25 protein-coding genes are annotated in these 20336 nt (G+C 60.1%); 19 read left to right on the forward strand and 6 right to left on the reverse strand.

Features of this window, described 5'->3' with window-relative positions; genetic code table 11:
* Positions 1-12: 12 nt before the first annotated feature.
* From ribBA to E0F99_RS09190, 11 genes are all read left to right on the forward strand, one after another.
* The gene (gene ribBA / locus E0F99_RS09140; protein WP_083356550.1) at positions 13-1104 is read left to right on the forward strand and encodes a bifunctional 3,4-dihydroxy-2-butanone-4-phosphate synthase/GTP cyclohydrolase II; all 1092 of its coding nucleotides are present in this window, start codon (positions 13-15) and stop codon (positions 1102-1104) included.
* An 88-nt stretch (positions 1105-1192) separates the two neighbouring features.
* A complete protein-coding gene (gene ribH / locus E0F99_RS09145; RefSeq protein ID WP_003176356.1) occupies positions 1193-1669 on the forward strand; it encodes a 6,7-dimethyl-8-ribityllumazine synthase in 477 nt (158 codons plus the stop codon).
* On the forward strand, positions 1666-2166 hold the full coding sequence (gene nusB / locus E0F99_RS09150; protein WP_083356551.1) for a transcription antitermination factor NusB: 501 nt from the start codon (positions 1666-1668) through the stop codon (positions 2164-2166). Before ribH ends, nusB begins: the two co-directional genes overlap by 4 nt.
* 18 nt (positions 2167-2184) lie before the next feature.
* A complete protein-coding gene (gene thiL / locus E0F99_RS09155; protein WP_083356552.1) occupies positions 2185-3150 on the forward strand; it encodes a thiamine-phosphate kinase in 966 nt (321 codons plus the stop codon).
* A gap of 55 nt (positions 3151-3205) precedes the next feature.
* Positions 3206-3931 carry a substrate-binding periplasmic protein gene (locus E0F99_RS09160; RefSeq protein ID WP_083356553.1) on the forward strand — a complete coding sequence of 242 codons (726 nt, stop codon included), beginning with the start codon at positions 3206-3208 and terminating at the stop codon, positions 3929-3931.
* 129 nt (positions 3932-4060) lie between these two features.
* Positions 4061-4678 carry a GTP cyclohydrolase II gene (gene ribA / locus E0F99_RS09165; RefSeq protein ID WP_083356554.1) on the forward strand — a complete coding sequence of 206 codons (618 nt, stop codon included), beginning with the start codon at positions 4061-4063 and terminating at the stop codon, positions 4676-4678.
* The gene (locus E0F99_RS09170; RefSeq protein WP_083356555.1) at positions 4675-5094 is read left to right on the forward strand and encodes a nuclear FMR1 interacting 1 family protein; all 420 of its coding nucleotides are present in this window, start codon (positions 4675-4677) and stop codon (positions 5092-5094) included. Before ribA ends, E0F99_RS09170 begins: the two co-directional genes overlap by 4 nt.
* Positions 5091-5891 (forward strand): cobalamin-binding protein, encoded by an 801-nt coding sequence (locus E0F99_RS09175; protein ID WP_083356556.1) that lies wholly within the window; start codon positions 5091-5093, stop codon positions 5889-5891. The genes E0F99_RS09170 and E0F99_RS09175 overlap by 4 nt, the downstream gene beginning before the upstream one ends.
* Positions 5892-6046: 155 nt before the next feature.
* Positions 6047-6397, forward strand: a complete 351-nt coding sequence (locus tag E0F99_RS09180) for a hypothetical protein (protein WP_083356557.1) — start codon at positions 6047-6049, stop codon at positions 6395-6397.
* 126 nt (positions 6398-6523) lie between these two features.
* Positions 6524-6895: a hypothetical protein gene (locus E0F99_RS09185; RefSeq protein WP_083356558.1), complete on the forward strand. Its 372-nt coding sequence runs from the start codon at positions 6524-6526 to the stop codon at positions 6893-6895.
* The gene (locus E0F99_RS09190; RefSeq protein ID WP_173667106.1) at positions 6882-7304 is read left to right on the forward strand and encodes a lipoprotein; all 423 of its coding nucleotides are present in this window, start codon (positions 6882-6884) and stop codon (positions 7302-7304) included. Before E0F99_RS09185 ends, E0F99_RS09190 begins: the two co-directional genes overlap by 14 nt.
* Positions 7305-7313: 9 nt before the next feature.
* On the opposite strand, the gene E0F99_RS09195 is transcribed toward E0F99_RS09190, so the two are convergent.
* The 6 genes from E0F99_RS09195 to E0F99_RS09225 form a co-directional block, all read right to left on the reverse strand.
* Positions 7314-9215: a TonB-dependent receptor domain-containing protein gene (locus tag E0F99_RS09195; protein WP_083356560.1), complete on the reverse strand. Its 1902-nt coding sequence runs from the start codon at positions 9213-9215 to the stop codon at positions 7314-7316.
* 158 nt (positions 9216-9373) lie between these two features.
* Positions 9374-11272: a 1-deoxy-D-xylulose-5-phosphate synthase gene (dxs, locus tag E0F99_RS09205; RefSeq protein ID WP_083356561.1), complete on the reverse strand. Its 1899-nt coding sequence runs from the start codon at positions 11270-11272 to the stop codon at positions 9374-9376.
* Positions 11273-11382: 110 nt separating this feature from the next.
* On the reverse strand, positions 11383-12270 hold the full coding sequence (locus tag E0F99_RS09210; protein WP_083356562.1) for a polyprenyl synthetase family protein: 888 nt from the start codon (positions 12268-12270) through the stop codon (positions 11383-11385).
* Complete coding sequence (locus E0F99_RS09215) at positions 12267-12509, reverse strand: exodeoxyribonuclease VII small subunit (RefSeq protein ID WP_083356563.1); 243 nt, start codon at positions 12507-12509, stop codon at positions 12267-12269. The genes E0F99_RS09210 and E0F99_RS09215 overlap by 4 nt, the downstream gene beginning before the upstream one ends.
* 149 nt (positions 12510-12658) lie before the next feature.
* A complete protein-coding gene (locus tag E0F99_RS09220; protein WP_083356564.1) occupies positions 12659-13027 on the reverse strand; it encodes a MerR family transcriptional regulator in 369 nt (122 codons plus the stop codon).
* Positions 12966-13610 carry an NAD(P)H-dependent oxidoreductase gene (locus tag E0F99_RS09225; RefSeq protein ID WP_083356565.1) on the reverse strand — a complete coding sequence of 215 codons (645 nt, stop codon included), beginning with the start codon at positions 13608-13610 and terminating at the stop codon, positions 12966-12968. Before E0F99_RS09225 ends, E0F99_RS09220 begins: the two co-directional genes overlap by 62 nt.
* Positions 13611-14149: 539 nt before the next feature.
* Here E0F99_RS09225 and E0F99_RS09230 point away from each other — a divergent pair.
* From E0F99_RS09230 to E0F99_RS09265, 8 genes are read left to right on the forward strand one after another with little or no spacing between them, the layout of a single operon-like run.
* Positions 14150-14839, forward strand: coding sequence for a YjfI family protein (locus E0F99_RS09230; protein ID WP_083356566.1), 690 nt, complete (start codon positions 14150-14152; stop codon positions 14837-14839).
* Positions 14840-14856: 17 nt separating this feature from the next.
* A complete protein-coding gene (locus E0F99_RS09235) occupies positions 14857-15555 on the forward strand; it encodes a PspA/IM30 family protein (protein WP_083356567.1) in 699 nt (232 codons plus the stop codon).
* A 56-nt stretch (positions 15556-15611) separates the two neighbouring features.
* Positions 15612-16172, forward strand: a complete 561-nt coding sequence (locus tag E0F99_RS09240) for a rhomboid family intramembrane serine protease (protein ID WP_083356568.1) — start codon at positions 15612-15614, stop codon at positions 16170-16172.
* A 54-nt stretch (positions 16173-16226) separates the two neighbouring features.
* Entirely contained in the window at positions 16227-17261 is a 1035-nt protein-coding gene (locus E0F99_RS09245; protein ID WP_083356569.1) for an ion channel, read from the forward strand.
* A complete protein-coding gene (locus E0F99_RS09250; protein ID WP_083356570.1) occupies positions 17248-17922 on the forward strand; it encodes a DUF2491 family protein in 675 nt (224 codons plus the stop codon). Before E0F99_RS09245 ends, E0F99_RS09250 begins: the two co-directional genes overlap by 14 nt.
* 15 nt (positions 17923-17937) lie before the next feature.
* Positions 17938-18366, forward strand: a complete 429-nt coding sequence (locus E0F99_RS09255) for a DUF350 domain-containing protein (RefSeq protein ID WP_083356571.1) — start codon at positions 17938-17940, stop codon at positions 18364-18366.
* An 18-nt stretch (positions 18367-18384) separates the two neighbouring features.
* A complete protein-coding gene (locus E0F99_RS09260; RefSeq protein WP_083356572.1) occupies positions 18385-19098 on the forward strand; it encodes a DUF1190 domain-containing protein in 714 nt (237 codons plus the stop codon).
* Positions 19099-19110: 12 nt separating this feature from the next.
* Positions 19111-20268 (forward strand): glutathionylspermidine synthase family protein, encoded by a 1158-nt coding sequence (locus E0F99_RS09265; protein ID WP_083356573.1) that lies wholly within the window; start codon positions 19111-19113, stop codon positions 20266-20268.
* Positions 20269-20336: the final 68 nt, after the last annotated feature.

Genomic DNA, 20336 nt, shown 5'->3' on the forward strand with positions numbered 1-20336 from the left:
AGGGGGTGCCGCGTGGCGCTCAATAGCATCGAAGAACTGGTTGAAGACATCCGCCAAGGCAAGATGGTCATCCTGATGGATGACGAAGACCGTGAGAACGAAGGCGACATCATCATGGCCGCCGAAGCGTGCAAGGCTGAGCACATCAACTTCATGGCCAAGCACGCCCGTGGGCTGATCTGTATGCCCATGAGCCGTGAGCGTTGCGAATTGCTCAAGCTGCCGCTGATGGCGCCGCGCAATGGCTCGGGTTTTGGCACCAAGTTCACCGTATCGATTGAAGCCACCTCCGGCGTGACCACCGGTATTTCTGCCGCAGACCGCGCACGTACGGTGCAAGCTGCCGCCGCCAAAGACGCCAAGGCTGAAGACATCGTCAGCCCGGGTCACATCTTCCCACTGATGGCCCAACCGGGCGGCACCCTCGCTCGCGCCGGCCACACCGAAGCCGCCTGCGACCTGGCGCGCATGGCTGGTTTCGAGCCAAGCGGGGTGATCTGCGAAGTGATGAACGACGACGGCACCATGGCCCGTCGTACTGAACTTGAAGCCTTTGCCGCCGAACACAACCTCAAAATCGGCACCATTGCCGACCTGATTCACTACCGCATGATCCACGAACGTACCGTTCAGCGGATTGCCGAGCAGCCGCTGGACAGCGAACTGGGCCAATTCAATTTGGTGACCTACCGTGATTCAGTGGAAGGCGACGTGCACATGGCGCTGACCCTGGGCAAGATTTGCGCTGAAGAGCCGACCCTGGTGCGCGTGCACAACATGGACCCGCTGCGCGACCTGCTGATGGTCAAGCAACCGGGCCGTTGGAGCCTGCGCGCCGCCATGGCTGCGGTCTCCGAGGCAGGCAGCGGTGTGGTGTTGCTGTTGGGCAACCCGGTGGATGGTGACGTGTTGCTGGCGCATATCCGCGAAACCGCCGATCAGGTGCCGGTGAAAAAACCGACCACCTACAGCATCGTCGGTGCCGGTTCGCAGATCCTTCGCGACCTGGGCGTACGCAAAATGCGCCTGATGAGCGCACCGATGAAATTTAATGCGATATCCGGTTTCGACCTGGAAGTTGTAGAATACGTGCCCTCCGAATAAAGGCTGGCGATTTTTGCGCTTTGTTCGCGGTTAAAACATCACTGAGGGGCGCACTTTTCGCGTCCCGGCTCTTTAAGAGATTTGTCGAATGACCCTGAAGACCATCGAAGGTACCTTCATCGCCCCCAAAGGCCGCTATGCCCTAGTGGTTGGCCGTTTCAACAGCTTCGTGGTTGAAAGCCTGGTAAGCGGTGCCGTTGACGCCTTGGTTCGCCACGGTGTGAGCGAGAGCGATATCACTATCATCCGTGCCCCTGGCGCCTTCGAAATTCCACTGGTTGCGCAAAAAGTTGCACAGCAGGGTGAATACGCGGCGATCATCGCCCTGGGCGCGGTCATTCGTGGTGGCACTCCGCACTTCGAATACGTGGCCGGCGAATGCACCAAGGGCTTGGCCCAGGTGTCCATGGAGTTCGGCGTACCCGTCGCGTTTGGCGTACTGACCGTAGATTCCATCGAACAAGCCATCGAGCGTTCCGGCACCAAGGCCGGTAACAAAGGCGCTGAAGCTGCTCTGTCCGCGCTGGAAATGGTTAGCCTGCTGTCGCAGTTGGAGGCCAAGTGATTTCCGACGAAAGCGATCAGTTCAACCCTCAGGACCCACGCCCTGCGGATGCCGGTAAGCCATCCAAAAGCGAGAAGCGCCGTAAAGCGCGTCAACTTGCGACCCAGGCGCTGTACCAGCGTCTGATGGCCGGCGCTTCGCTGAGCGAAATCGAAGCGCAGTTCCGCGTCGATAACGACTTCACCTTCGCCGACCAGAGCTACTTCCACGACATCCTTCACGGTGTGCATGCCAACCTGACCGAGATCGACACGGCCCTGGCACCTTGCCTTGACCTGACCATCGAAGAACTGGACCCGGTTGAACTGTGCGTGATGCGCCTCTCTACCTGGGAGCTGCTCAAGCGCGTCGACGTGCCGTATCGCGTGGTGATCAACGAAGGTATCGAGCTGGCGAAAGTCTACGGTTCGACCGACGGCCACAAGTTCGTCAACGGCGTGCTCGACAAACTGGCCCCGCGCCTGCGTGAAGCCGAAGTGAAGGAACACAAGCGCTAAGTTGCGCTTGAGTCCCGAATGGGCGAGTTTGAGCTGATCCGCCAATTCTTCGCTGCCGCGCCCTGCGCGCAAGGCGGCGAAGGCATTGCCTTGGGGATCGGCGACGACTGCGCCTTGCTGGCACTCCCCGCTGGGGAGCAGTTGGCAGTCTCCACCGATACCTTAGTGGCCGGCGTGCATTTTGCCGACCCGTGTGACCCGTTCCTGCTCGGCCAGCGCTCGTTGGCCGTAGCAGTGAGCGACTTGGCCGCCATGGGCGCCCATCCCCTTGCTTTTACCCTTGCCCTTACCACGCCGACGGTCGATGCCGATTGGCTGCAACGCTATGCCCAGGGTTTGAACGCCATGGCGCAAAGCTGCGGCGTGGGTTTGGTCGGTGGCGACACCACGCGCGGGCCGCTGAGCCTGACGCTGACGGTATTGGGCCGTGTGCCCGCCGGGCAGGCGTTGACGCGTAGCGGCGCGCAGCCGGGCGATTGGCTGTGTGTGGGTGGCGAACTGGGCAATGCGGCGGGTGCTTTGCCGCTGGTGTTGAAACAACGCACGGCTGAGGCCTCCATCGCCGAACCCCTGCTGGCCCATTACTGGTCGCCAAAACCACAGCTGGCGCTGGGCCTGGCTTTGCGAGGCAAGGCGACATCCGCCATGGATATCTCCGACGGGCTGTTGGCCGATTGCGGGCATATCGCCAAGGCATCGGCTGTTAGCCTGCTGATCGAGCGCCAGCGGTTGCCGTTGTCCAAGGCCTTGTTGGCGTTTGTCGGCGATGCCGAGGCGCGCGTGGCTGCCTTGAGCGGAGGCGACGACTACGTGTTGGCGTTTACCCTGCCACCTGCCGAGCTGGCGCCCTTGTTGGCCGATGGTTGGCCGATCCACGTGATTGGCCGGGTCGAGGCCGGGCAGGGCGTAACGCTGCTCGATGCCACTGGGCAAGACATCACCCCGGCCGTGCGCGGCTATCAGCATTTTCGCGAGACGCCCTAAACCGTCCACCTGCGCTACCCTTTATACGGTTGTCACGGTGCAGGAGGTTGTCACCATGGATGTACGCCGCTGCTTGCTGGTTATGCTGTGTGCCCTCGTGCCGCTGGTGCAGGCGCAAGAAGCACCGGTGCCTGGCAAGATCGTGCTGGCCAGTGAGGAATGGAACGACTACACCAACAAAGATGGCAGCGGCCTGGCGTGGGATTTAGTGCGCCAGATCTTCGAGCCGGTTGGCATCACCGTGCAAACCCGCAGTGAACCCTATACCCGCTCTATCGGCCTGGCTCGGCGTGGCGAAGTGGATGGCTGGGTCGGCTCTTACCGCGATGAGGCCAGCGGCGTGTCGTACCCGCACTGGAACTTCGACGCCGACCACATCTACGCGCTGGGCTTGGCGACTACGCCGACGCCTAGCCTTGCCACGCTGGGCAACTATCGTCTGGCCTGGGTGCGCGGCTATAAGTACGAGGAGTACTTGCCGAATCTGCACCGCTTTCATCAGATCGAACGCCGAGACGGCATCTTGCCAATGCTGCAGCATGCTCGCGCCGACTTCTATATCGATGCGCTCACCGAAGCCAAGTACGTTCTGAGTCAGTCTGATGATCCGTCACAATTCAAGCTTACGCATATCGCCGAACTGCCGCTTTACATAGGCTTTGCCGACACTGAGCGCGGTCGGGCATTGATGGCGGTTTACGATCGGCGCCTGGCCGTTTTGGTCAAACGTGGTGAGCTGAAGCCGATTTTCGCACGCTGGAAACAGCCGTACCCGTTTTGACTCGCATAGAACCGAGACGAAGGCCAATCGAACCGATTGATCTTTATCAGCGATAATTCAGCTTAAGCGTCTGTAGGAACCTGCTGTTACAATGACGCCCTCTGTGAAATCTGAAATCAGGAGCACACGGTGCCCGTCGTTTTCGTCGCCGCTTCCAAGCTGCCTACCCCTTTTGCCACGTTCACCATGAACGGCTTTCTCGAAGAGGCCACTGGGCGCGAGCACGTCGTGCTCAGCCTCGGTGACTTCACCGACGGCGCGCCGGTGCTGGGTCGCGTGCACTCCGAGTGCCTGACTGGCGACGCGCTGTTCAGCCAGCGCTGCGACTGCGGTTCGCAACTGGAAGCCGCCATGCGCGCCATCGCCCGAGAAGGCCGTGGCGTGTTGTTGTACTTGCGCCAGGAAGGCCGTGGCATTGGCCTGATGAACAAAATCCGTGCCTACGAGCTGCAAGATGGCGGCGCTGATACCGTTGAAGCCAACGAGCGCCTGGGCTTTGCCGCCGACCAGCGTGACTACGCGATCTGCCTGCCGATGCTTGAGTACCTGGGCGTGAAGTCCCTGCGCCTGATGACCAACAACCCGCGCAAGGTCAAAGCCTTGACCGAAATGGGCATCACCGTCGCCGAGCGCGTGCCGCTGCACACCGGGCAAAACCCGCACAACAAACTCTACCTGGCCACCAAAGCCAGCAAGCTCGACCACATGATGGGCAACGAGCATCAAGGCGAGGTTGACCGCGCGTGACCCGTGGCCAGGTGAAACGCCGGCTGTCCTTCAACTGGTGGCAGTACCTGGCCCTGGCATTGTTGCCGCTGTTCGTGATCAACCTGGTCTTTGGTCACGCCGAATCCCTGCTTCCCGTACTGGCCATGCCGTTCTTTATTGCCGGCGTGGCCTCAATGTTTCTGAGCCTGCGTTATTTTCATGGCTATAAACACGCGCTGATCGCCACGTCCAAAGCCCTCGATACACCCGAAGAACCAGCGGCCTGGATCACCCTCGCGGCTCGTCGGCGCACGGCTTTACTGGTGGCGGCCATACCCGCCTGGGTCGGCGCGCTGGCGGTGTTTGTTGGCTTGGAAGCGGTGCCTCTGTTTCTGCTGGCGTTATCGACGCTGGTACTGTTTTATCTCTACCGCATCCCGCGTCAATTGGGATGAAGCGTCGCTGGCTGGCGGTGCTGCTGTTGGTATTCAGTGCCCAGGCCTTGGCGGTCGAACGCGTCGTCAGCTTGGCGCCTTCACTCTCTGAAATTGTGCTTGAACTGGGCGCCGCTGACCTGCTGGTGGGCGTGCTCGACGGCGGTGATCGGCCGACGGCGCTGGCGAAGGTGCCGTCGGTTGGGCATTACGGGCAGTTGAACATGGAGCGTCTGCTCAGTCTTAAGCCCGACCTCATTCTGCTCTGGCCCGGCAGCGTTGGCCCTGCGCAACGCGAGCAATTGCAGCGGCTGGGAATCCCGGTGTATGTGGCCGAACCTCATAGCCTTGAACAACTGACGACCCAGGTCCAAGCCATCGCCCGGCAGTTGGGTCGCGCTGACGCTGGCCGGCAGTTGTCTGCGCAGCTGCGCCAGCGCCTGGCCGAACTGCGCCAACGCTATCAGCGTGCCGAGCCACTGCGGGTGTTTTACCAAGTATGGAACCAGCCGTTGTACACCGTCGGCGGTGGGCAAATCATCAGTGATGCCCTGGAGGTATGCGGTGCACGCAATGTGTTTGCTGACCTCAAGCTGCCCGCACCGCAGGTCAGCATTGAGTCGGTGTTACAGCGCAATCCCGAGGTGATTCTGGCGGGGGATCAGCCGCAGCTGGATGCCTGGAAGGCTTGGCCACAGGTTGGCGCAGTCGCCCAGGGCCGTTTGTTATTGGTGCCGGACAAAGGTCTGGAGCGGCCCAGTGGGCAGATGATCGAAGCCGTCGCCAAGTTGTGTGAGCGCATCGCTACAGGCCGTTAGTGCGTTTTACCGGTGTTAGGCGATCTATCAGGCTGTTCGCCTTGAAAAATGAGAAAAGTCCGACAGATTGTGGCTGAGTGGGTGTTCAGCCTGTGCAGGCTTGTGTTCGATGTGCGGGGCGCAAGAAATTCCTGTCAGACCACTTCGGATTCTCCATGCGTCTTCTCATTGCTTGCGCCAGCACCCTATTTCTCGTGTTGGTCGGGTGCAACACCCTTGTTGGGGTTGCCACGTTGATGGCCTTCAGTGCCAACCCCATTTATATCAAAGCCTACGAGGCGGGGGCGACCAAAGATGACCTTTTGGCCATTCAGCAGCCGCACCGTGTCACACCCATTCACGGGGCGGCATCCACGTGTTTTGATTACACGTTGAGGAGTAAAGGCAAGAAGAGGACGCTCTATGTTGCGTTCACTGTCACCGAAAAGGTCAGTGCCTATGGCTTTTCGACCTGTGCCAGTGCATTCAGTGAACGCTACCTTAGCGCCAGTGAGTTGCTGCCTTAGATCTACCGAGAGGCTCAGGCGATTGGTCTGTCGAGAAAGTCAGACTTTGCCTCCAGATTCCCACCTGCATGGTTGTTAGTGTCGCTGCTCCCCATCCGGGTTGATTAGGCAGCATAAGGACACATCATGCGTTATCTCTTGGCGGTCTCGGGTACCGTCATCGCATTGGCGCTAATAAGCGGGTGCGATATCTCTCAAAGAATCACGGCTCTCAGGACATTCGGTGCTCATCCTGTGGTGGACCGATCTACATCGATGGACAGCACCAAGCAGGACATGCTGAGCATTCAGGCACCGACAAAAATCACCTCAATCCGCGGCGGCACCTCACAGTGCTTTGACTACGCGTTGGAGCGTGATGGAAAAAAAGCGGATTATTTTGTTTCGTTCACGTCTGATGGATGGGCTAACGCTTGGGGCTACTCGACCTGCAGCAAAGTGTTGGCAGACGGTAGCCTGGCATCCAATGCGCGAGTTAAAAGAAATGCTGATCGTTGATGATGGGTTGCCTGGTGCATGGCGATCGTTAAACAAACAGGAGGTGGCCATGCGCCGTTTGATATTCGGTATTTCTACCGCTCTTTTGCTGACCGGTTGCAACACACTGGAAGGTGTCTCGACGTTGATGAATTTCAGTGACCACCCCGTTGCCGCCAAGGCGGCCGAGGGGAGCAGGGCTACCAAACAGGATATTCTTGCGATTCAGCAGCCCAAGCGCATCACCCCGGTGCGCAATGGCAGCTCACAGTGCTTTGACTATGAACTGGAAAACAAAGGCAAGAAAAAGGACTTATATGTCAGCTTTACCGATACGGGGACGGTTAACGCGTACGGGTACATCACCTGCGCCGAAGCAATCAAGGGCGGGTATCTGAATTCCAACGAACCTTCCCGGCAGATCTATTAAGCCAAGGCGCTACAGCTGTGGCGTCCACGTCAGGCCCAGCATCCAGGTCCGGCCCTCTTCGCGGTAGTCGTAGTTGTTGGAGAAGTCGGCGGCGTTATAGCTGTAGCGAGCGCGGGCATATTGGCGGTCCAGCAGGTTGTCGACTTTCAGCGAAACACTGACTTCATGATTGATCGCCCAGCGGCTACGCAGCCCCAGCAAGGCATAACCGCCCAGGCGATTGCGGTTGTTTTCATCGTCATAGCTGCTGCTGATGGCTTGCCAACTGGCACCCACACCCAACTTATCGAATTGCCGGTCCAGATCCAGGCTCAAGGTGCGCCGTGCGCGACGCGCCAGGGTGTGGCCGGTATCGCGGTCGCGCGGGTCGATAAATGCCACGCCCAGGTTGCCCTGCCAACCAAACAGTTCCTGCTTGAGCGCCGCTTCAAAGCCATTGATACGCGCTGACGCCACGTTTTGCGGCATGCTGGTGCTGTCGAGGACGATCGCGTCGCTTAAATCGGTGCGATACAGCGAAGCTTCCAGGCGTGTGCTGTCGCTCAGCTGACTACGCCATTGCAGCTCGTAGCTTTTGGAGGTCTCCGGCTGCAGGTTGGGGTTGCTGTACCGCGTGTCAGGGTAGTAAAGGTCGTTGAAGGTCGGCGCGCGCAAGCCTTCGCTGTAGCTCAGCAGTACGTCATTGTCGGCGTTGATCGGCACGGTAAGGGTGCCGCTCCAGCTGTTCTGGCCGCCGAATTGCTGGTTCTGGTCGCGGCGCAGGCCCAGCTCGGTGGAGAACCACTCGCCGTGGAAACGATGCTGCACAAAGGCGGCCCGGTTCCAGCGGCTGTTCTCGGTAAAGGCGCTGGAGCCGTGAAAGCGGTCTTCGTACCAGTCGCCGCCGAGGATCAGGCTGTTTTGCTCATTCAGCGTCAGGTCGTTTTGCCAGTTGACCGAGTCACGATAGGTGTTGAACACGCTGAAATCATCACTGAGCTTATCGCGCTTGGTATCACGGTTTTCGCTGTGGCCCAGCTCCAGGCGCGACTGCCAGCGTTCATTCAGCTTGGCGTCGACATAGCCGCTGGCGCTGCTCACGGTGTAATCGGTGTAGGGTTTTTGCCCAACCGTCTGTTCGGTAGTGGCGTCGTAGCGACCGAAGCTGTTGTCGTATTGCGACTTGCCGCGGTTATCCAGCAGGTTGAAACCCACTTGCAGCTCATCGTTGAAGGCATGGCTGAGGTTCAGGCTGATGGACTGATTGCGATAGGCATCATGGTCGCCATCGCTGGGAAACGATTCGTGTGTAGCGTTGATACCCGCCGTGTCATCCAGGCTCGCCCCCACGTTGAAGCGCGTGTGCTCATCACCGCCGGAGAGGCCAAGGCTGCGCTCCCAAGTCTGGTGGCTGCCCAACCCCAATTTCAAACGTGGCTGCAAGCCTTGTTCGGCATTGCGCCGGGTGAATATCTGGATGACGCCACCAATCGCGTCGCTGCCGTAGATCACCGAGCGTGAGCCGCGCAGCACCTCCACGCGTTCAATCTGGTCGACGTTCAGGTACTGAAGTTCGCTGTCACCGGAGGTGGTATTGGCGATGCGCTGGCCATCGACCAACACCAGGCTTTGCGCGGATTTGGTGCCGCGAATGAAGATCCCCGGCAGGCTGCCGCGGCCACCGGTGGGCGCGACTTGCACGCCGGGCACGCGGCCGAGCAAATCGCTCACGCTGGTGGGTTGCAGGCGGTCGATGTCATCGCGGGTGAATACGGTGTTGGCGGCGCTGCTGTCGTTGCGCGCTTGGACCTGGCGGTTGGCGCTGATCACTACGTTGGGGAGTTTCAGCGCGTCATCACGCTCGAAGGAGGCGGCGAGCAGGTCAGTGGCCGGGAGCAGCAGCAAGGGCAGGGCGAGGTGAAGGCGGTTCATGGGCTGTCCATAGCATTTGAAAATGGCACAAAAACCAATGTGGGAGCGGGCTTGCTCGCGAATGCGGTGGCACATTCAACATCCCAGTTGACTGACACTGCGCATTCGCGAGCAAGCCCGCTCCCACATTTAGTCCCGGTTGCTACCGGGAGGTCGGGTTACAGGCCCAGCAGCGCCATGCGCTCGCGCACCGAGGCCTCAACCCCGGCTTCATCCAGCCCACACTCAGCCAGCATCTGCGCCGGCTTGGCATGTTCGACATACACATCCGGCAAGCCCAGGTGCAGCACCGACTTGAGAATGTTCTCCCGCGCCAGGAACTCGCTGACCGCCGCACCGGCGCCGCCCATGATGGCGTTTTCTTCGACCGTCACCAGCAGCTCATGGCTGGCGGCGATTTCGCGTACGAGGGCTTCGTCCAGCGGCTTGACGAAGCGCATGTCGACCACAGTGGCGTCGATCTTCTCGGCCACTTTCAGCGCTTCGGCCAATTGCACGCCAAACACCAGGAAAGCGGTTTTGCTGCCTTGGCGACGCACGATGCCCTTACCGATTTCAATCGGTTCCAAGTCTTTTTCGATCACCGCATTCGGGCCATTGCCGCGCGGGTAGCGCACAGCCGCAGGGCCGTTGTACAGGTGGCCGGTGCTGAGCATCTTGCGCAGTTCGTTCTCATCACTCGGCGTCATCACCAGCATGCCGGGGATGCAGCGCAAGTAGGACAAATCGAAACTGCCGGCGTGGGTCGGGCCGTCTTCGCCGACCAAACCGGCGCGGTCGATGGCGAACAGCACGTCGAGGTTCTGCACCGCCACGTCATGCACCAACTGGTCATAACCGCGTTGCAAGAAGGTGGAATAGATTGCCACCACCGGCTTGGCGCCTTCACAGGCCATGCCGGCAGCGAAGGTCACCGCGTGTTGTTCGGCAATCGCCACGTCGAAGTAGCGCAGCGGGAAACGCTCGCTGAACGCCACCAGGTCGGAGCCTTCCTTCATCGCTGGGGTAATGCCCACCAGGCGCGGGTCGGCGGCGGCCATGTCGCACAGCCATTCGCCAAACACGCCGGAATACTTCGGCCCGCTGGCCTTTTTCGGTGCGGCGGCGGGGGCGTCCAGCGGGTCGAGCTTGGTGATCGCGTGGTAGCCAATCGGGTCGACTTCCGCCGGGGCGAAGCCTTTGCCTTTTTTGGTGACGATATGCAGGAACTGCGGGCCCTTGAGGTCACGCATGTTGCGCAGCGTGGCGATCAGGGTGGGCAGGTCATGGCCATCGATCGGGCCGATATAATTCCAGCCAAGCTCTTCGAACAGGGTGCCGGGCACGAGCATGCCCTTGGCATATTCTTCGGTGCGCCGGGCAATTTCCCACGCGCCGGGCAGGCGCGAGAGCACCTTTTTGCTGCCTTCGCGCATGCTCGCGTAAGTACGGCTGGAGAGGATTTTTGCCAGGTAATTCGACAGGCCGCCGACGTTGCGCGAAATCGACATGTCGTTGTCGTTAAGGATCACCAACATGTTGGCGTTCACTTCCGGCGCATGGTTCAGCGCTTCGAAGGCCATGCCGGCAGTCAGCGCGCCATCACCAATCACCGCAATTGCCTTGCGCTCACTGCCTTGCAGACGGGCGGCAATCGCCATGCCCAGTGCGGCACTGATGGAGGTGCTGGAGTGGCCGACGCCAAAGGTGTCGTACTCGCTCTCGGCGCGACGTGGGAAGGCGGCCAGGCCGTCTTTCTGGCGCAGAGTGCCCATGCGCTCGCGACGGCCGGTGAGGATTTTATGCGGGTACGCCTGATGGCCCACGTCCCACACCAGCCGGTCGTCCGGGGTGTCGAACACGTAATGCAGGGCGATAGTCAGCTCGATGACGCCCAAGCCGGCACCGAAATGCCCACCGGTCTGACCGACCGTGTAGAGCAATTCCAGGCGCAACTCATCGGCCAGGGTTTCCAGCTCGGCTTCACCCAGTCGACGCAGGCCGTCCGGCGTGGCAGCACGGTCGAGCAGGGGCGTGGACGGGCGTTTGCGGGGAATCTCTTGAAACGTCGTGGGCATCAGGCGAATCGTTATAGGTATAGAAGAGGCGGCAGTTTACCTCAAGCAGTGCAAACTGCCCACGCAGAGCGCCGAACTTGGCCGATATGCGGCTGCAATGGCCGCCGTTATCAGTGGCGGCGTTCGACGATATACCGCGCCAAGTCACGCAATGGCTCGGCCGCCGCGTCGAAAGGTCGCAGGGCGTCCAGGGCTTGGTCGCGCAGTTGCAGGGCATACGCCTTGGCCGCGTCGAGGCCAAGCAAGGCCGGATAGGTCGGTTTATCGCGTGCGGCATCCGCGCCTTGGCGTTTGCCCAGGGTCGCGGTGTCACTTTCCACGTCGAGAATGTCGTCCTGCACCTGGAATGCCAGGCCGACGGCGCGGGAATAGGTCTGCAGGGCCGCCAATTGCGCCGCGTCGGCACGGCCACTGGCCAGGGCGCCCAAGTGCACCGCGGCTTCGATCAGCGCGCCGGTCTTGTGGCGATGCATGTGTTCGAGGGCTTGCTGGTCCAGCTTGAGGCTGACCGAACCCATGTCGATCGCTTGCCCGCCGACCATACCGGCCGGGCCTGCAGCCAGGGCGAGGGCGGTCACCATGCGTAGGCTGATCTCAGCGGTCACGCTGTTCAGGCGCGGGTCCAGCAAGGCGCTGAACGCCAGGCTCTGCAGGCCGTCACCGGCTAGGATCGCATAGGCCTCATCAAAGGCTTTGTGGGTGGTTGGCTGGCCGCGACGTAAATCGTCGTCGTCCATCGCCGGCAAATCGTCATGCACCAGGGAGTAGGCGTGAATCAGCTCAACCGCGCACGCCGCGCCATTGGCCTCCTCGGCCCGCCCGCCCAAGGCTTCACAGGCCGCATACGCCAGCAACGGGCGCACGCGTTTGCCGCCATTCATCACGCTGTAGCGCATGGCGGCATAAAGGCTGCTCATTTCCGGGCTTGGCGCAACAAACAAGGGCTCGAGCGCCGCATTCACCCGGGCTTGGCTACTGGCCTGATACGCGTCGATCATTCGGGCTGTTCCGCATCGAAAGGTTCTTCGGCCAACTCCCCGTCGCGTTCCAGCAATACCTGGACCTTCTGCTCTGCCTGCGTCAATGCGCTCTGGCAGTCGCGCGTCAGGCCGATGCCTTGCTCAAACGCTGTCAACGAGTCCTCCAGCGACAACTCGCCGTTCTCCAGACGCTCGACCAGGGTTTGCAGGTCGGCGAGGGATTGTTCGAAATCGAGTGCAACTTTTTTGCGGGCCATGGCGGCTATTCCGGTAGACGGTAAACCGGCGCGACACTAGCAGACATGGGGATTCTGGGCAAATGAGCGGGCGGGCAGTCGCCCTCTGTTGAGCCGAATAAAACACCTATTCGGCTCATTTTGTGAGCCGATTAGGCATTTTATTCGGCTCAGCGGACACCCGAGCACTGCCCCTGCGCATCCTTGAGCTGCGCTTCAAACGCCATCAACCCCGCCTGCATCTGCTGCAACCCAGCAATCTGCCCGGCCAGTTCGCGCTTCTTGCTGGCGATGGCCTGATCTGCCCGCTCCCAAGGCAGTGCATCGCCTTCGTGCCCGTGCAAAATCCCCTGCAACTCCTTGAGCTTGAACCCCAACTGCTGGGCGCACTTGATCAACGCCAGCAGCTCCACGCTTTGCGCCGAATAGACCCGATAACGCCCCTCCCGTTGCGGCGCTGGCAGCAGGCCGATCGCCTCATAGTGGCGTATCGCTTTGATGGTCGTGCCCGACAGCTGCGCGGCTTTGCCGATGTACATGAAAACTCCCTTTTCCGAATAGGCCGCCGGCCAGTGTCAGCCATTTTTCACGCTGTGCCGGTGTAGAGCCCAGCACCGGCCCGAACATCAACGTTTGGGTCGGCTTGATGCCGCAAAACGCCAGGGTGGTGCTGCGCATCTGATGAATGCCCGGCATGCTGTAGAACCAGCGGTAATACCACGGCGGCGTGTCCAGGGCCACCAACAAGTGTGCGGTTCGGCCGAGCAGCAGCTTGTCAGGAAACGGCTTGCCTTCGCGGTATTTAAAGGCAAAGCCGGGTAGGAAAACGCGGTCGATAAACCCTTTCAACAATGCCGGAATACCGCCCCACCAGATCGGGAACACCCACGCCAGATGGGTGGCCCAGAGGATGTCGGATTGGGCGCTGAGCAAGTCAGGTTCCAACGGCTGGATCTGCGTGTAGCCGTGGTGAAGGACGGGGTCGAAAGTGAGATCGCCCAAGCGCAGGACGCGGACCTCGTGGCCGGCGAGTTTTGCGCTGTGGCGGTAGGCGTCGGCCAAGGCTGAGCACAAGCTGGTGGGAGAAGGGTGGCCGAGGATGACCAGGATGCGCTGGGGCATGGGGTGAGGTCCTGAAAATGGGGGCTTTCAGGGTAGGGTGTGCCGTATAGGGGAGAGTCAAGGGGCGCTCTAGTACCGCGGAGCATTTGTGCAGCAACCTGCTAAGCGACGAAGAGCAAAGGAGGGAGCGGGCTTGCTCGCGAAAGCGGTGGGTCAGCCACTTAATCAGTTTGCTGATACACCGTATTCGCGAGCAAGCCCGCTCCCACAGGGGATTTGTGCTTAACAACTGAACAGTGTCAGGGCTTGCCTGATAAATGTTCTAAGCAACATCAAGCCGTTTTCTTGCTCCCCGTGTCCATGTCCGTTCTGCCCCAAGGCCGCCAGTCGTCAGAGGGTGCCACCGGCCAGGAACTTCTCCCACAGGTTCTTGCTGTCGGGGCCGCTGTCTTTGTGCTGGTCCGGCGACTCTCGAACAAGGAGTGCTTTTCAGTGGGCTGGGAACGCCGGTAAAAAATCTCACGCGTGAGCTATTGAGCCTTCCGAGAATTACCTGTAGATTTTCTCACGCGTGAGTTTTTCACAACGAGGTCAGCACCATGAAAAGCAGCTCTCCATCGAGCCCGCAAGCCGGGCCCGATACCGATTCCGCAAGCCGCAAGGGAGAGCGCTTGAAACCGCCTGCGAAAAAGCCGTCGAGCTTTTACATGAAGCAGATGCGCGCGGGCCTGGCGGCCGCCGGGTATGTGAAACACGAGACTTGGGTGCTTCCCGAAAATCGAAGCCTGCTCAAGCAAATGGAGAAACAGCTTCGCCAACCGATTCTGGCTGGCTCATTCATGTCGGAGAATTTCATGAGCGCAGGTACTAACTGGAATATCGATCGCCTCTTCACGGCGCTGCAAGCCTTGGACGAAGTGGTTTCCAACGACATTACGCTTTCTCTCGTTCAAGGCTCCGAGTCCAGCATCAAGCTGGAAATGAACGACTTCGGGGGCCTGCCGATTTACATCGCAGTGGTGGGCGAGCAGATCATCGTGGACACCGTGCTGGTCGACGTCGAGTCCATCAGCGACGTAACGGCATTTAATGACGCGGTGCTGCGCAGCCGGGAAATGTTCCCGTTGTCTTCGATCGGTATCGAGTCCATGCCCAACGGCCAAGTTGTTTACAACATGTTCGGCGCGCTGAGTTCCGACTCCAGCCTGACCAACATCGTGACCGAGGTGAAAACCCTCGTCGACAACGTGCAGCGCGCCAGCGAAGCCTTTGAACGTTTCTTCAACTAATTATTCGGGAGTATCCAATGACTCAGTCCATCTGGAGCAAATTGTTCACTGCGGTGCGTGGCGGTGCCAGCGAAGTCGGTGAATCGATCGTCGACCAACAAGCCCTGCGCATCCTCGACCAGGAAATTCGCGACGCTGACAGCGCGCTGGCCAACGCCAAGCGTGAGCTGGTCAGCATCATGGCCAAGCACAAACTGGCGGCTGACCGCGTCAGCGAGTACGACGCCAAGATCAAGGACCTGGAGTCCAAGGCGATGGCCGCTATCCAGGCCAATCGTGAAGACCTGGCGATGGAAGTGGCCGAAGCTATTTCGACCCTGACCAACGAACGTGACGTCGAGCAAAAGCAGACCACCGAATTCGGCGGGTACGCTGAGAGCATGCGTAAAGACATCACCAAAGCCGAAAGCCGAATCAAAAGCCTGCGCCAGCAAGTGGACATGGCCAAGGCGCGCGAAAGCGTACAGAAGGCCCAGGTCAGCGCGTCCATCGCCAATGGCGGTGCCAACGGCAAGCTGGAAACCGCCGTCGGTACGCTGAACCGCTTGCAAGCCAAGCAGCAGCAACGCGCCGCTGAACTGCAAGCCCAGGATGAGCTGGCTGAAGCCTCGACGGGCACCGACCTTGAGCGCAAGCTGCGCGACGCCGGCATCACGCCGGACACAGGCAGCGCCAATGCGATTCTGCAACGCTTGAAGCAAAAGTCGGCCGAGTAAACAGCGCCGCAGCAAGAAGGGCAGGTCTGCCCTTCTTTTTTTACGTCGAGGTCAGGATGGACGCCCTCAAGGGTTTCAAGACAATCGCAGGCTTGGCGCTCTTTATGGTCGCGCTGCAACTGCTCAATGTAGCCACCGGTTACAGCCTCATGGCCTTCGGCCTGATCCCGAGAACCGTGCAGGGGCTGCTCGGCATCCTCACCTCACCGTTTTTGCACGCCTCCTTTGCCCACCTGAGCGCCAACCTGATTGCCTTTTTGGTGCTGGGCACCCTGGTCATTCTCGAAGGGCTCAACCGGTTCATTACCGTCAGCGCGATTATTATCCTGCTGGGCGGCTCGCTGGTCTGGCTGTTCGGGTTTGCCGGCGTACACGTCGGTGCCAGCGGCTGGGTATTCGGGCTCTGGGCCTACCTGCTGTCTCGCGCCTGGTTCCATCGCAGCTGGAGCAACCTGATCACGGCCGGTGTGGTGGCGGTGCTGTATGGCGGCCTGATCCTTGGTTTCCTGCCGCGCCAGGGTATTTCCTTCGAAGGTCATCTGTTTGGTGCGCTCGCCGGGTTTATTGCGGCCAAAGTACTTCTCTCTACGCCGCGCAGCAGGTTTAATGCCGGGTGAATGCTGAGGCGATGACGTCATCAGGAATCAAGTACCCAGGGAATCAGGGACGATATGTCGATTTTTCTTTTGCTGCGTCTCTACGCCTCCTCCCTCTTTCACCGCTTCGGCTGGGCAGGGCTGGTCATTGCTTTGGGTGTACACCTGGGCGCCGCGTATCTGGGCTTGGTGTTTTTGGGCGAACAACACCTCACCGCCCCTGCCACGTTTATTTACTTCTATCTCACCACCACACTGACTGTCGGCTATGGCGACCTCGCGCCGCAGACCTCGGCGGGGCGACTGTTTGTTGCTACCTGGGTCATGCTCGGGGGCATTGCGCTGCTGACGGCGGCCATCGGCAAAACCACCAGCAGTGTTATCGATGCATGGAGAAAAGGCATGAAGGGCAAAGGCGATTTCACCGGCAAAGTCGGCCACACCGTGCTCATCGGCTGGGAAGGCGCGTCCAGCGAGCGGGTCATTGAATTGTTGCTTCAAGATGAAACCTCGAACGACAACCTGATCGTCATCTGCGACTGCACGCTGGAAGAAAACCCGATGCCGGGCAAAGCGGCGTTCATCAGAGGCGAAAGCCTATCCTCTACCGCATTATTACTGCGTGCAGGTGTTCCCGGTGCCGAGCGGGTGCTGGTGCGAACCCCCTCTGATGACCTGACGCTGGCCACCGTGTTGGCGGTGAATCAGTTGAGCCCTGTGGGGCACGTGGTCGCCCACTTCAATGAAAGTGAAATTGCCGCACTCGCCAGCTCCTATGCGCCCAGCCTGGAATGCACCTCAAGCATGGCCATCGAAATGTTGGTGCGCGCCTCTCAGGACCCGGGCTCGTCCGTGGTCATCAATGAGCTGCTGTGCGTGGGGCAGGGCGCGACCCAATACCTGATGAAATTGCCCGAGGCCTTTGAGGCGACGTTCGGCGACCTGTACACGCACATGAAAGAACAGCACAACGCCACGCTCATCGGCTATCGCGCCAAAGGCGCTCAACAACCGTCAATCAACCCGCCTGGCGCCACCCGCGTCGAAGGCGGCGAACTCTTCTACATCGCCTCCACCCGCCTCAAGGAAATCTCCAATGGGATGGTTTAAACAGTTGATGGGGCTTGAGGCCCCGCACGCGAAACCGGCGTCGCAATGGACTGCCGGCGAAACCCTGCCAATCACGGGCCCGCTGGGCCTGGCGCCGGGCAAAGGCGTGATATTCGACACGAGCCTGAAATTGCTGCTCGATGAGAACACCACGGTAGTGATCCCCGGCTCCCAGGAAATCTGGGCCAACGGCACCGTTGATCTCGGGCAATCGACGTGGCTGTCGCGCTACTACATGAACGACGAAGATTACTGGCTGCAGGTGCACACCACCGGCGAGATCGCCGGGCAGGTCGAGTCGGTGATCCTGTTCAACTACCTGAGCGTCGTCACCCTCAGCAGTGAAGCGGAGCTGCGTCGGCTGGCCGGGCCACAGAGCTTGATCGGGCTGCCGACCTACACCCACAACGGCGTCGAATACGCCCGTGTGTGGGGCAGCGAGCCTGGCCAGACAGAACTGGTGGCCATGAGCGAGCAGGTGATAAACCCCGAGAACACCTACACCGTCGAGCACCGTTCGATGCTGTACGCCCGCAAAACAGGCCTGACCGACCGTCGAGAGTTTTTGCTGTTTTCCGTCGAAGAAGACGCTGAGGGCACCATCAGTTTGAGCACCTCGCTGGGCATTTCGCTGTACACAACCGACTTGAATGCGCTCTAAAAAAGGAAGAAGTCCATGCTAGAAGCTCTCTCTATTTCCCTGAACAAAGCTGCGGTGTTCGGGTTTGTCACTTACATCCTCGGCGCAGCGGTCATCTTCGCGCTGTTCCAGTTCATCTACACCCGCGTCACTCCGCACAAGGAGTTCGAACTGATCCGTGCGGGCAACGTGTCGGCTGCGATCGCCCTGGGCGGTGCCATCATCGGCTTCGCCATTCCGGCCAGCAACGTCATTGCCTACTCGATCAGCATCCTCGACTTCGTCGTCTGGGCTGTGATCGCAGCCCTCGTCCAACTGTTGGCCTTTTTGGTGACCAGCCTGGTGCTCAAAGGTGCGTCCGAGCGCATCAAGAACGGCGAACTCGCGGCCGGTATCTACGTGGCCGCCGTGGCCATCAGCGTCGGCATGTTGAATGCCGCGTGCATGACGCCTACCCAGAACTGATTGCACACGGAGCTCCCGATGAAACGAAGCAAGTACGTCCAGCTTTCGCTGGCAGCGTCGGTCGCCATGGCGATATCTGGCTGTGGGCCGACGGAAAAAACCTACGATTTGCAAAAGAAGTACAACTTCCAGTCTGTGCAGCAATGTGCCGATGAAAAGCTTCCGGTGGACGTGTGCTCGGATGCCTACATGACGGCCATGGCCGAGCATCGGCGTATTGCCCCGGTGTACGACAGCCAAGCCGATTGCGATGCCGACTTTGTCGCTGACTGGTGCCAGCAAGACTCCACCGGCAAGTTCATCCCAAGGCTGGGCGGTTTCGAACTGACCGCCGCCGGCCAGGTGACGCAATCCCAGGTCGATGCGGCCAATGCTCAAGCCGGCGGCTCCCAAGCGAACAGTGGCGGCTCGGGTTTCTCCACCAGTAGCCTGCTGACAGGCCTGCTGATCGGCAACATGCTCAGCAATAACCGCAACAGCTACCGCTCCGAACCGGTGTACCGCTATCGCGATGATCGCGGCAACTACGGCAACTCGACGCTCAATCAGCGCGTCTCCAATGGGGCAACCTTCGGCCGTTCCAACCAGGCCCGGTACGGCAGCAGCAACTACACGAACACGCTTCGCTCCTCCAGCAAGCCGGTGTCCGTGGCGTCCTCTACCTCCCGAGGCGGCTTCGGCAGCAAGGCCAGCGCACGCAGCGGCTGGGGCGGCGGCGGGTCGAGCAGTTAAGGAAACCGGGCGATGAAAAAGATCCACTGCGCAGAACGTCATGACTGGAAACAGACCGCCGACAGCCTCGGCTTTCTGTTCCACACCATCGACAACGAACCTTACTGGGACGAGCGCGCGTACTACCAATTCACCCTCAAGCAAATCGAGCACGACCTCGAAGACCCGACCACCGAGATTCATGACATGTGCATGGACCTCGTGGCCCGCGTGGTTCAGAGCGAAGAGCTGCTGGAACGCCTGAGCATTCCTGCGCCGTTCTTCGACATGATTCGAACCTCATGGCTCGAAGGCCACCCACACCTGTACGGGCGCATGGACTTCTCCTACAACGGCACCGGGCCCGCCAAGCTGCTCGAACTCAACTACGACACGCCGACCAGCCTCTACGAGGCCGCGGCGTTTCAATGGGGCTGGCTGGAACAATGCATCGAACGCGGCCTGCTGCCCCAGCATGCCGACCAGTTCAACAGCATCGACACCAAACTGCATCAGGCCTTCGCTCAATTACAGGTCAACCAGCCGTTCTACTTCGCCTCGATGAAAGACTCGATCGAAGACAAAGGCACCACCGACTACCTGCGCCTCGTCGCGGAAAAGGTCGGCATCGAATCACGCCACATCGACATCGAAGACATCGGCCTCACCAGTGATGGCCGTTTCGTCGACCTCGAAGATCGCTGGATTCCCCACCTGTTCAAACTGCACGCCTGGGAATTCATCTTTCACGAGCCCTTCGGCGCCGCGATTGCCCAGTGCGATACGCAGTTTTTCGAGCCCGCCTGGAAAGCCATCCTCTCCAACAAAGGCATCCTGCCGCTGTTGTGGGAATTCAACCAAGGCCACCCCAACCTGCTCGCCTCCCACCTGGATACCGACCCAGGTAAAGCCGTGCCAAAGGGCTGGGTGCGCAAACCGTTCTTCTCCCGCGAAGGCGCCAACATCGAACTGCAAACCGCCGACGGCCTGACCGTAAAAGAAGACGGCCCCTACACCGACGCGCCGTTTATCCTCCAGGAGTTTGCGCCGCTGCCGCGCTTTGGTGATAGCTACACGCTGATCGGGTCGTGGGTGATTGGCGATCAGGCCGCCGGCATTGGCGTGCGCGAAGACAATAGCTTGATCACCAAGAACTCAAGCCGGTTTTTGCCGCACCTGATCCTCGACTGAGTAAGGGCAAACAGCGCCTCTGTGGTGAGCGGGTCTGCCCCAATACTCAAAGCAACGAAGATCAAATG

The sequence above is a fragment of the Pseudomonas antarctica genome (assembly GCF_900624995.1).
GTDB classification, from domain to species: domain Bacteria; phylum Pseudomonadota; class Gammaproteobacteria; order Pseudomonadales; family Pseudomonadaceae; genus Aquipseudomonas; species Aquipseudomonas antarctica.

Coding starts and splice junctions, on each gene's coding strand:
- E0F99_RS09260 (WP_083356572.1), top strand. CDS start 18,385: ATGAAACGAAGCAAGTACGTCCAGCTTTCGCTGGCAGCGTCGGTCGCC.
- E0F99_RS09190 (WP_173667106.1), top strand. CDS start 6,882: ATGCTGATCGTTGATGATGGGTTGCCTGGTGCATGGCGATCGTTAAAC.
- thiL (WP_083356552.1), top strand. CDS start 2,185: ATGGGCGAGTTTGAGCTGATCCGCCAATTCTTCGCTGCCGCGCCCTGC.
- E0F99_RS09240 (WP_083356568.1), top strand. CDS start 15,612: ATGGACGCCCTCAAGGGTTTCAAGACAATCGCAGGCTTGGCGCTCTTT.
- E0F99_RS09220 (WP_083356564.1), bottom strand. CDS start 13,027: ATGTACATCGGCAAAGCCGCGCAGCTGTCGGGCACGACCATCAAAGCG.
- E0F99_RS09175 (WP_083356556.1), top strand. CDS start 5,091: ATGAAGCGTCGCTGGCTGGCGGTGCTGCTGTTGGTATTCAGTGCCCAG.
- E0F99_RS09245 (WP_083356569.1), top strand. CDS start 16,227: ATGTCGATTTTTCTTTTGCTGCGTCTCTACGCCTCCTCCCTCTTTCAC.
- E0F99_RS09185 (WP_083356558.1), top strand. CDS start 6,524: ATGCGTTATCTCTTGGCGGTCTCGGGTACCGTCATCGCATTGGCGCTA.
- E0F99_RS09250 (WP_083356570.1), top strand. CDS start 17,248: ATGGGATGGTTTAAACAGTTGATGGGGCTTGAGGCCCCGCACGCGAAA.
- E0F99_RS09180 (WP_083356557.1), top strand. CDS start 6,047: ATGCGTCTTCTCATTGCTTGCGCCAGCACCCTATTTCTCGTGTTGGTC.
- ribH (WP_003176356.1), top strand. CDS start 1,193: ATGACCCTGAAGACCATCGAAGGTACCTTCATCGCCCCCAAAGGCCGC.
- E0F99_RS09255 (WP_083356571.1), top strand. CDS start 17,938: ATGCTAGAAGCTCTCTCTATTTCCCTGAACAAAGCTGCGGTGTTCGGG.
- E0F99_RS09225 (WP_083356565.1), bottom strand. CDS start 13,610: ATGCCCCAGCGCATCCTGGTCATCCTCGGCCACCCTTCTCCCACCAGC.
- dxs (WP_083356561.1), bottom strand. CDS start 11,272: ATGCCCACGACGTTTCAAGAGATTCCCCGCAAACGCCCGTCCACGCCC.
- E0F99_RS09215 (WP_083356563.1), bottom strand. CDS start 12,509: ATGGCCCGCAAAAAAGTTGCACTCGATTTCGAACAATCCCTCGCCGAC.
- E0F99_RS09230 (WP_083356566.1), top strand. CDS start 14,150: ATGAAAAGCAGCTCTCCATCGAGCCCGCAAGCCGGGCCCGATACCGAT.
- E0F99_RS09210 (WP_083356562.1), bottom strand. CDS start 12,270: ATGATCGACGCGTATCAGGCCAGTAGCCAAGCCCGGGTGAATGCGGCG.
- E0F99_RS09235 (WP_083356567.1), top strand. CDS start 14,857: ATGACTCAGTCCATCTGGAGCAAATTGTTCACTGCGGTGCGTGGCGGT.
- E0F99_RS09195 (WP_083356560.1), bottom strand. CDS start 9,215: ATGAACCGCCTTCACCTCGCCCTGCCCTTGCTGCTGCTCCCGGCCACT.
- E0F99_RS09160 (WP_083356553.1), top strand. CDS start 3,206: ATGGATGTACGCCGCTGCTTGCTGGTTATGCTGTGTGCCCTCGTGCCG.
- E0F99_RS09265 (WP_083356573.1), top strand. CDS start 19,111: ATGAAAAAGATCCACTGCGCAGAACGTCATGACTGGAAACAGACCGCC.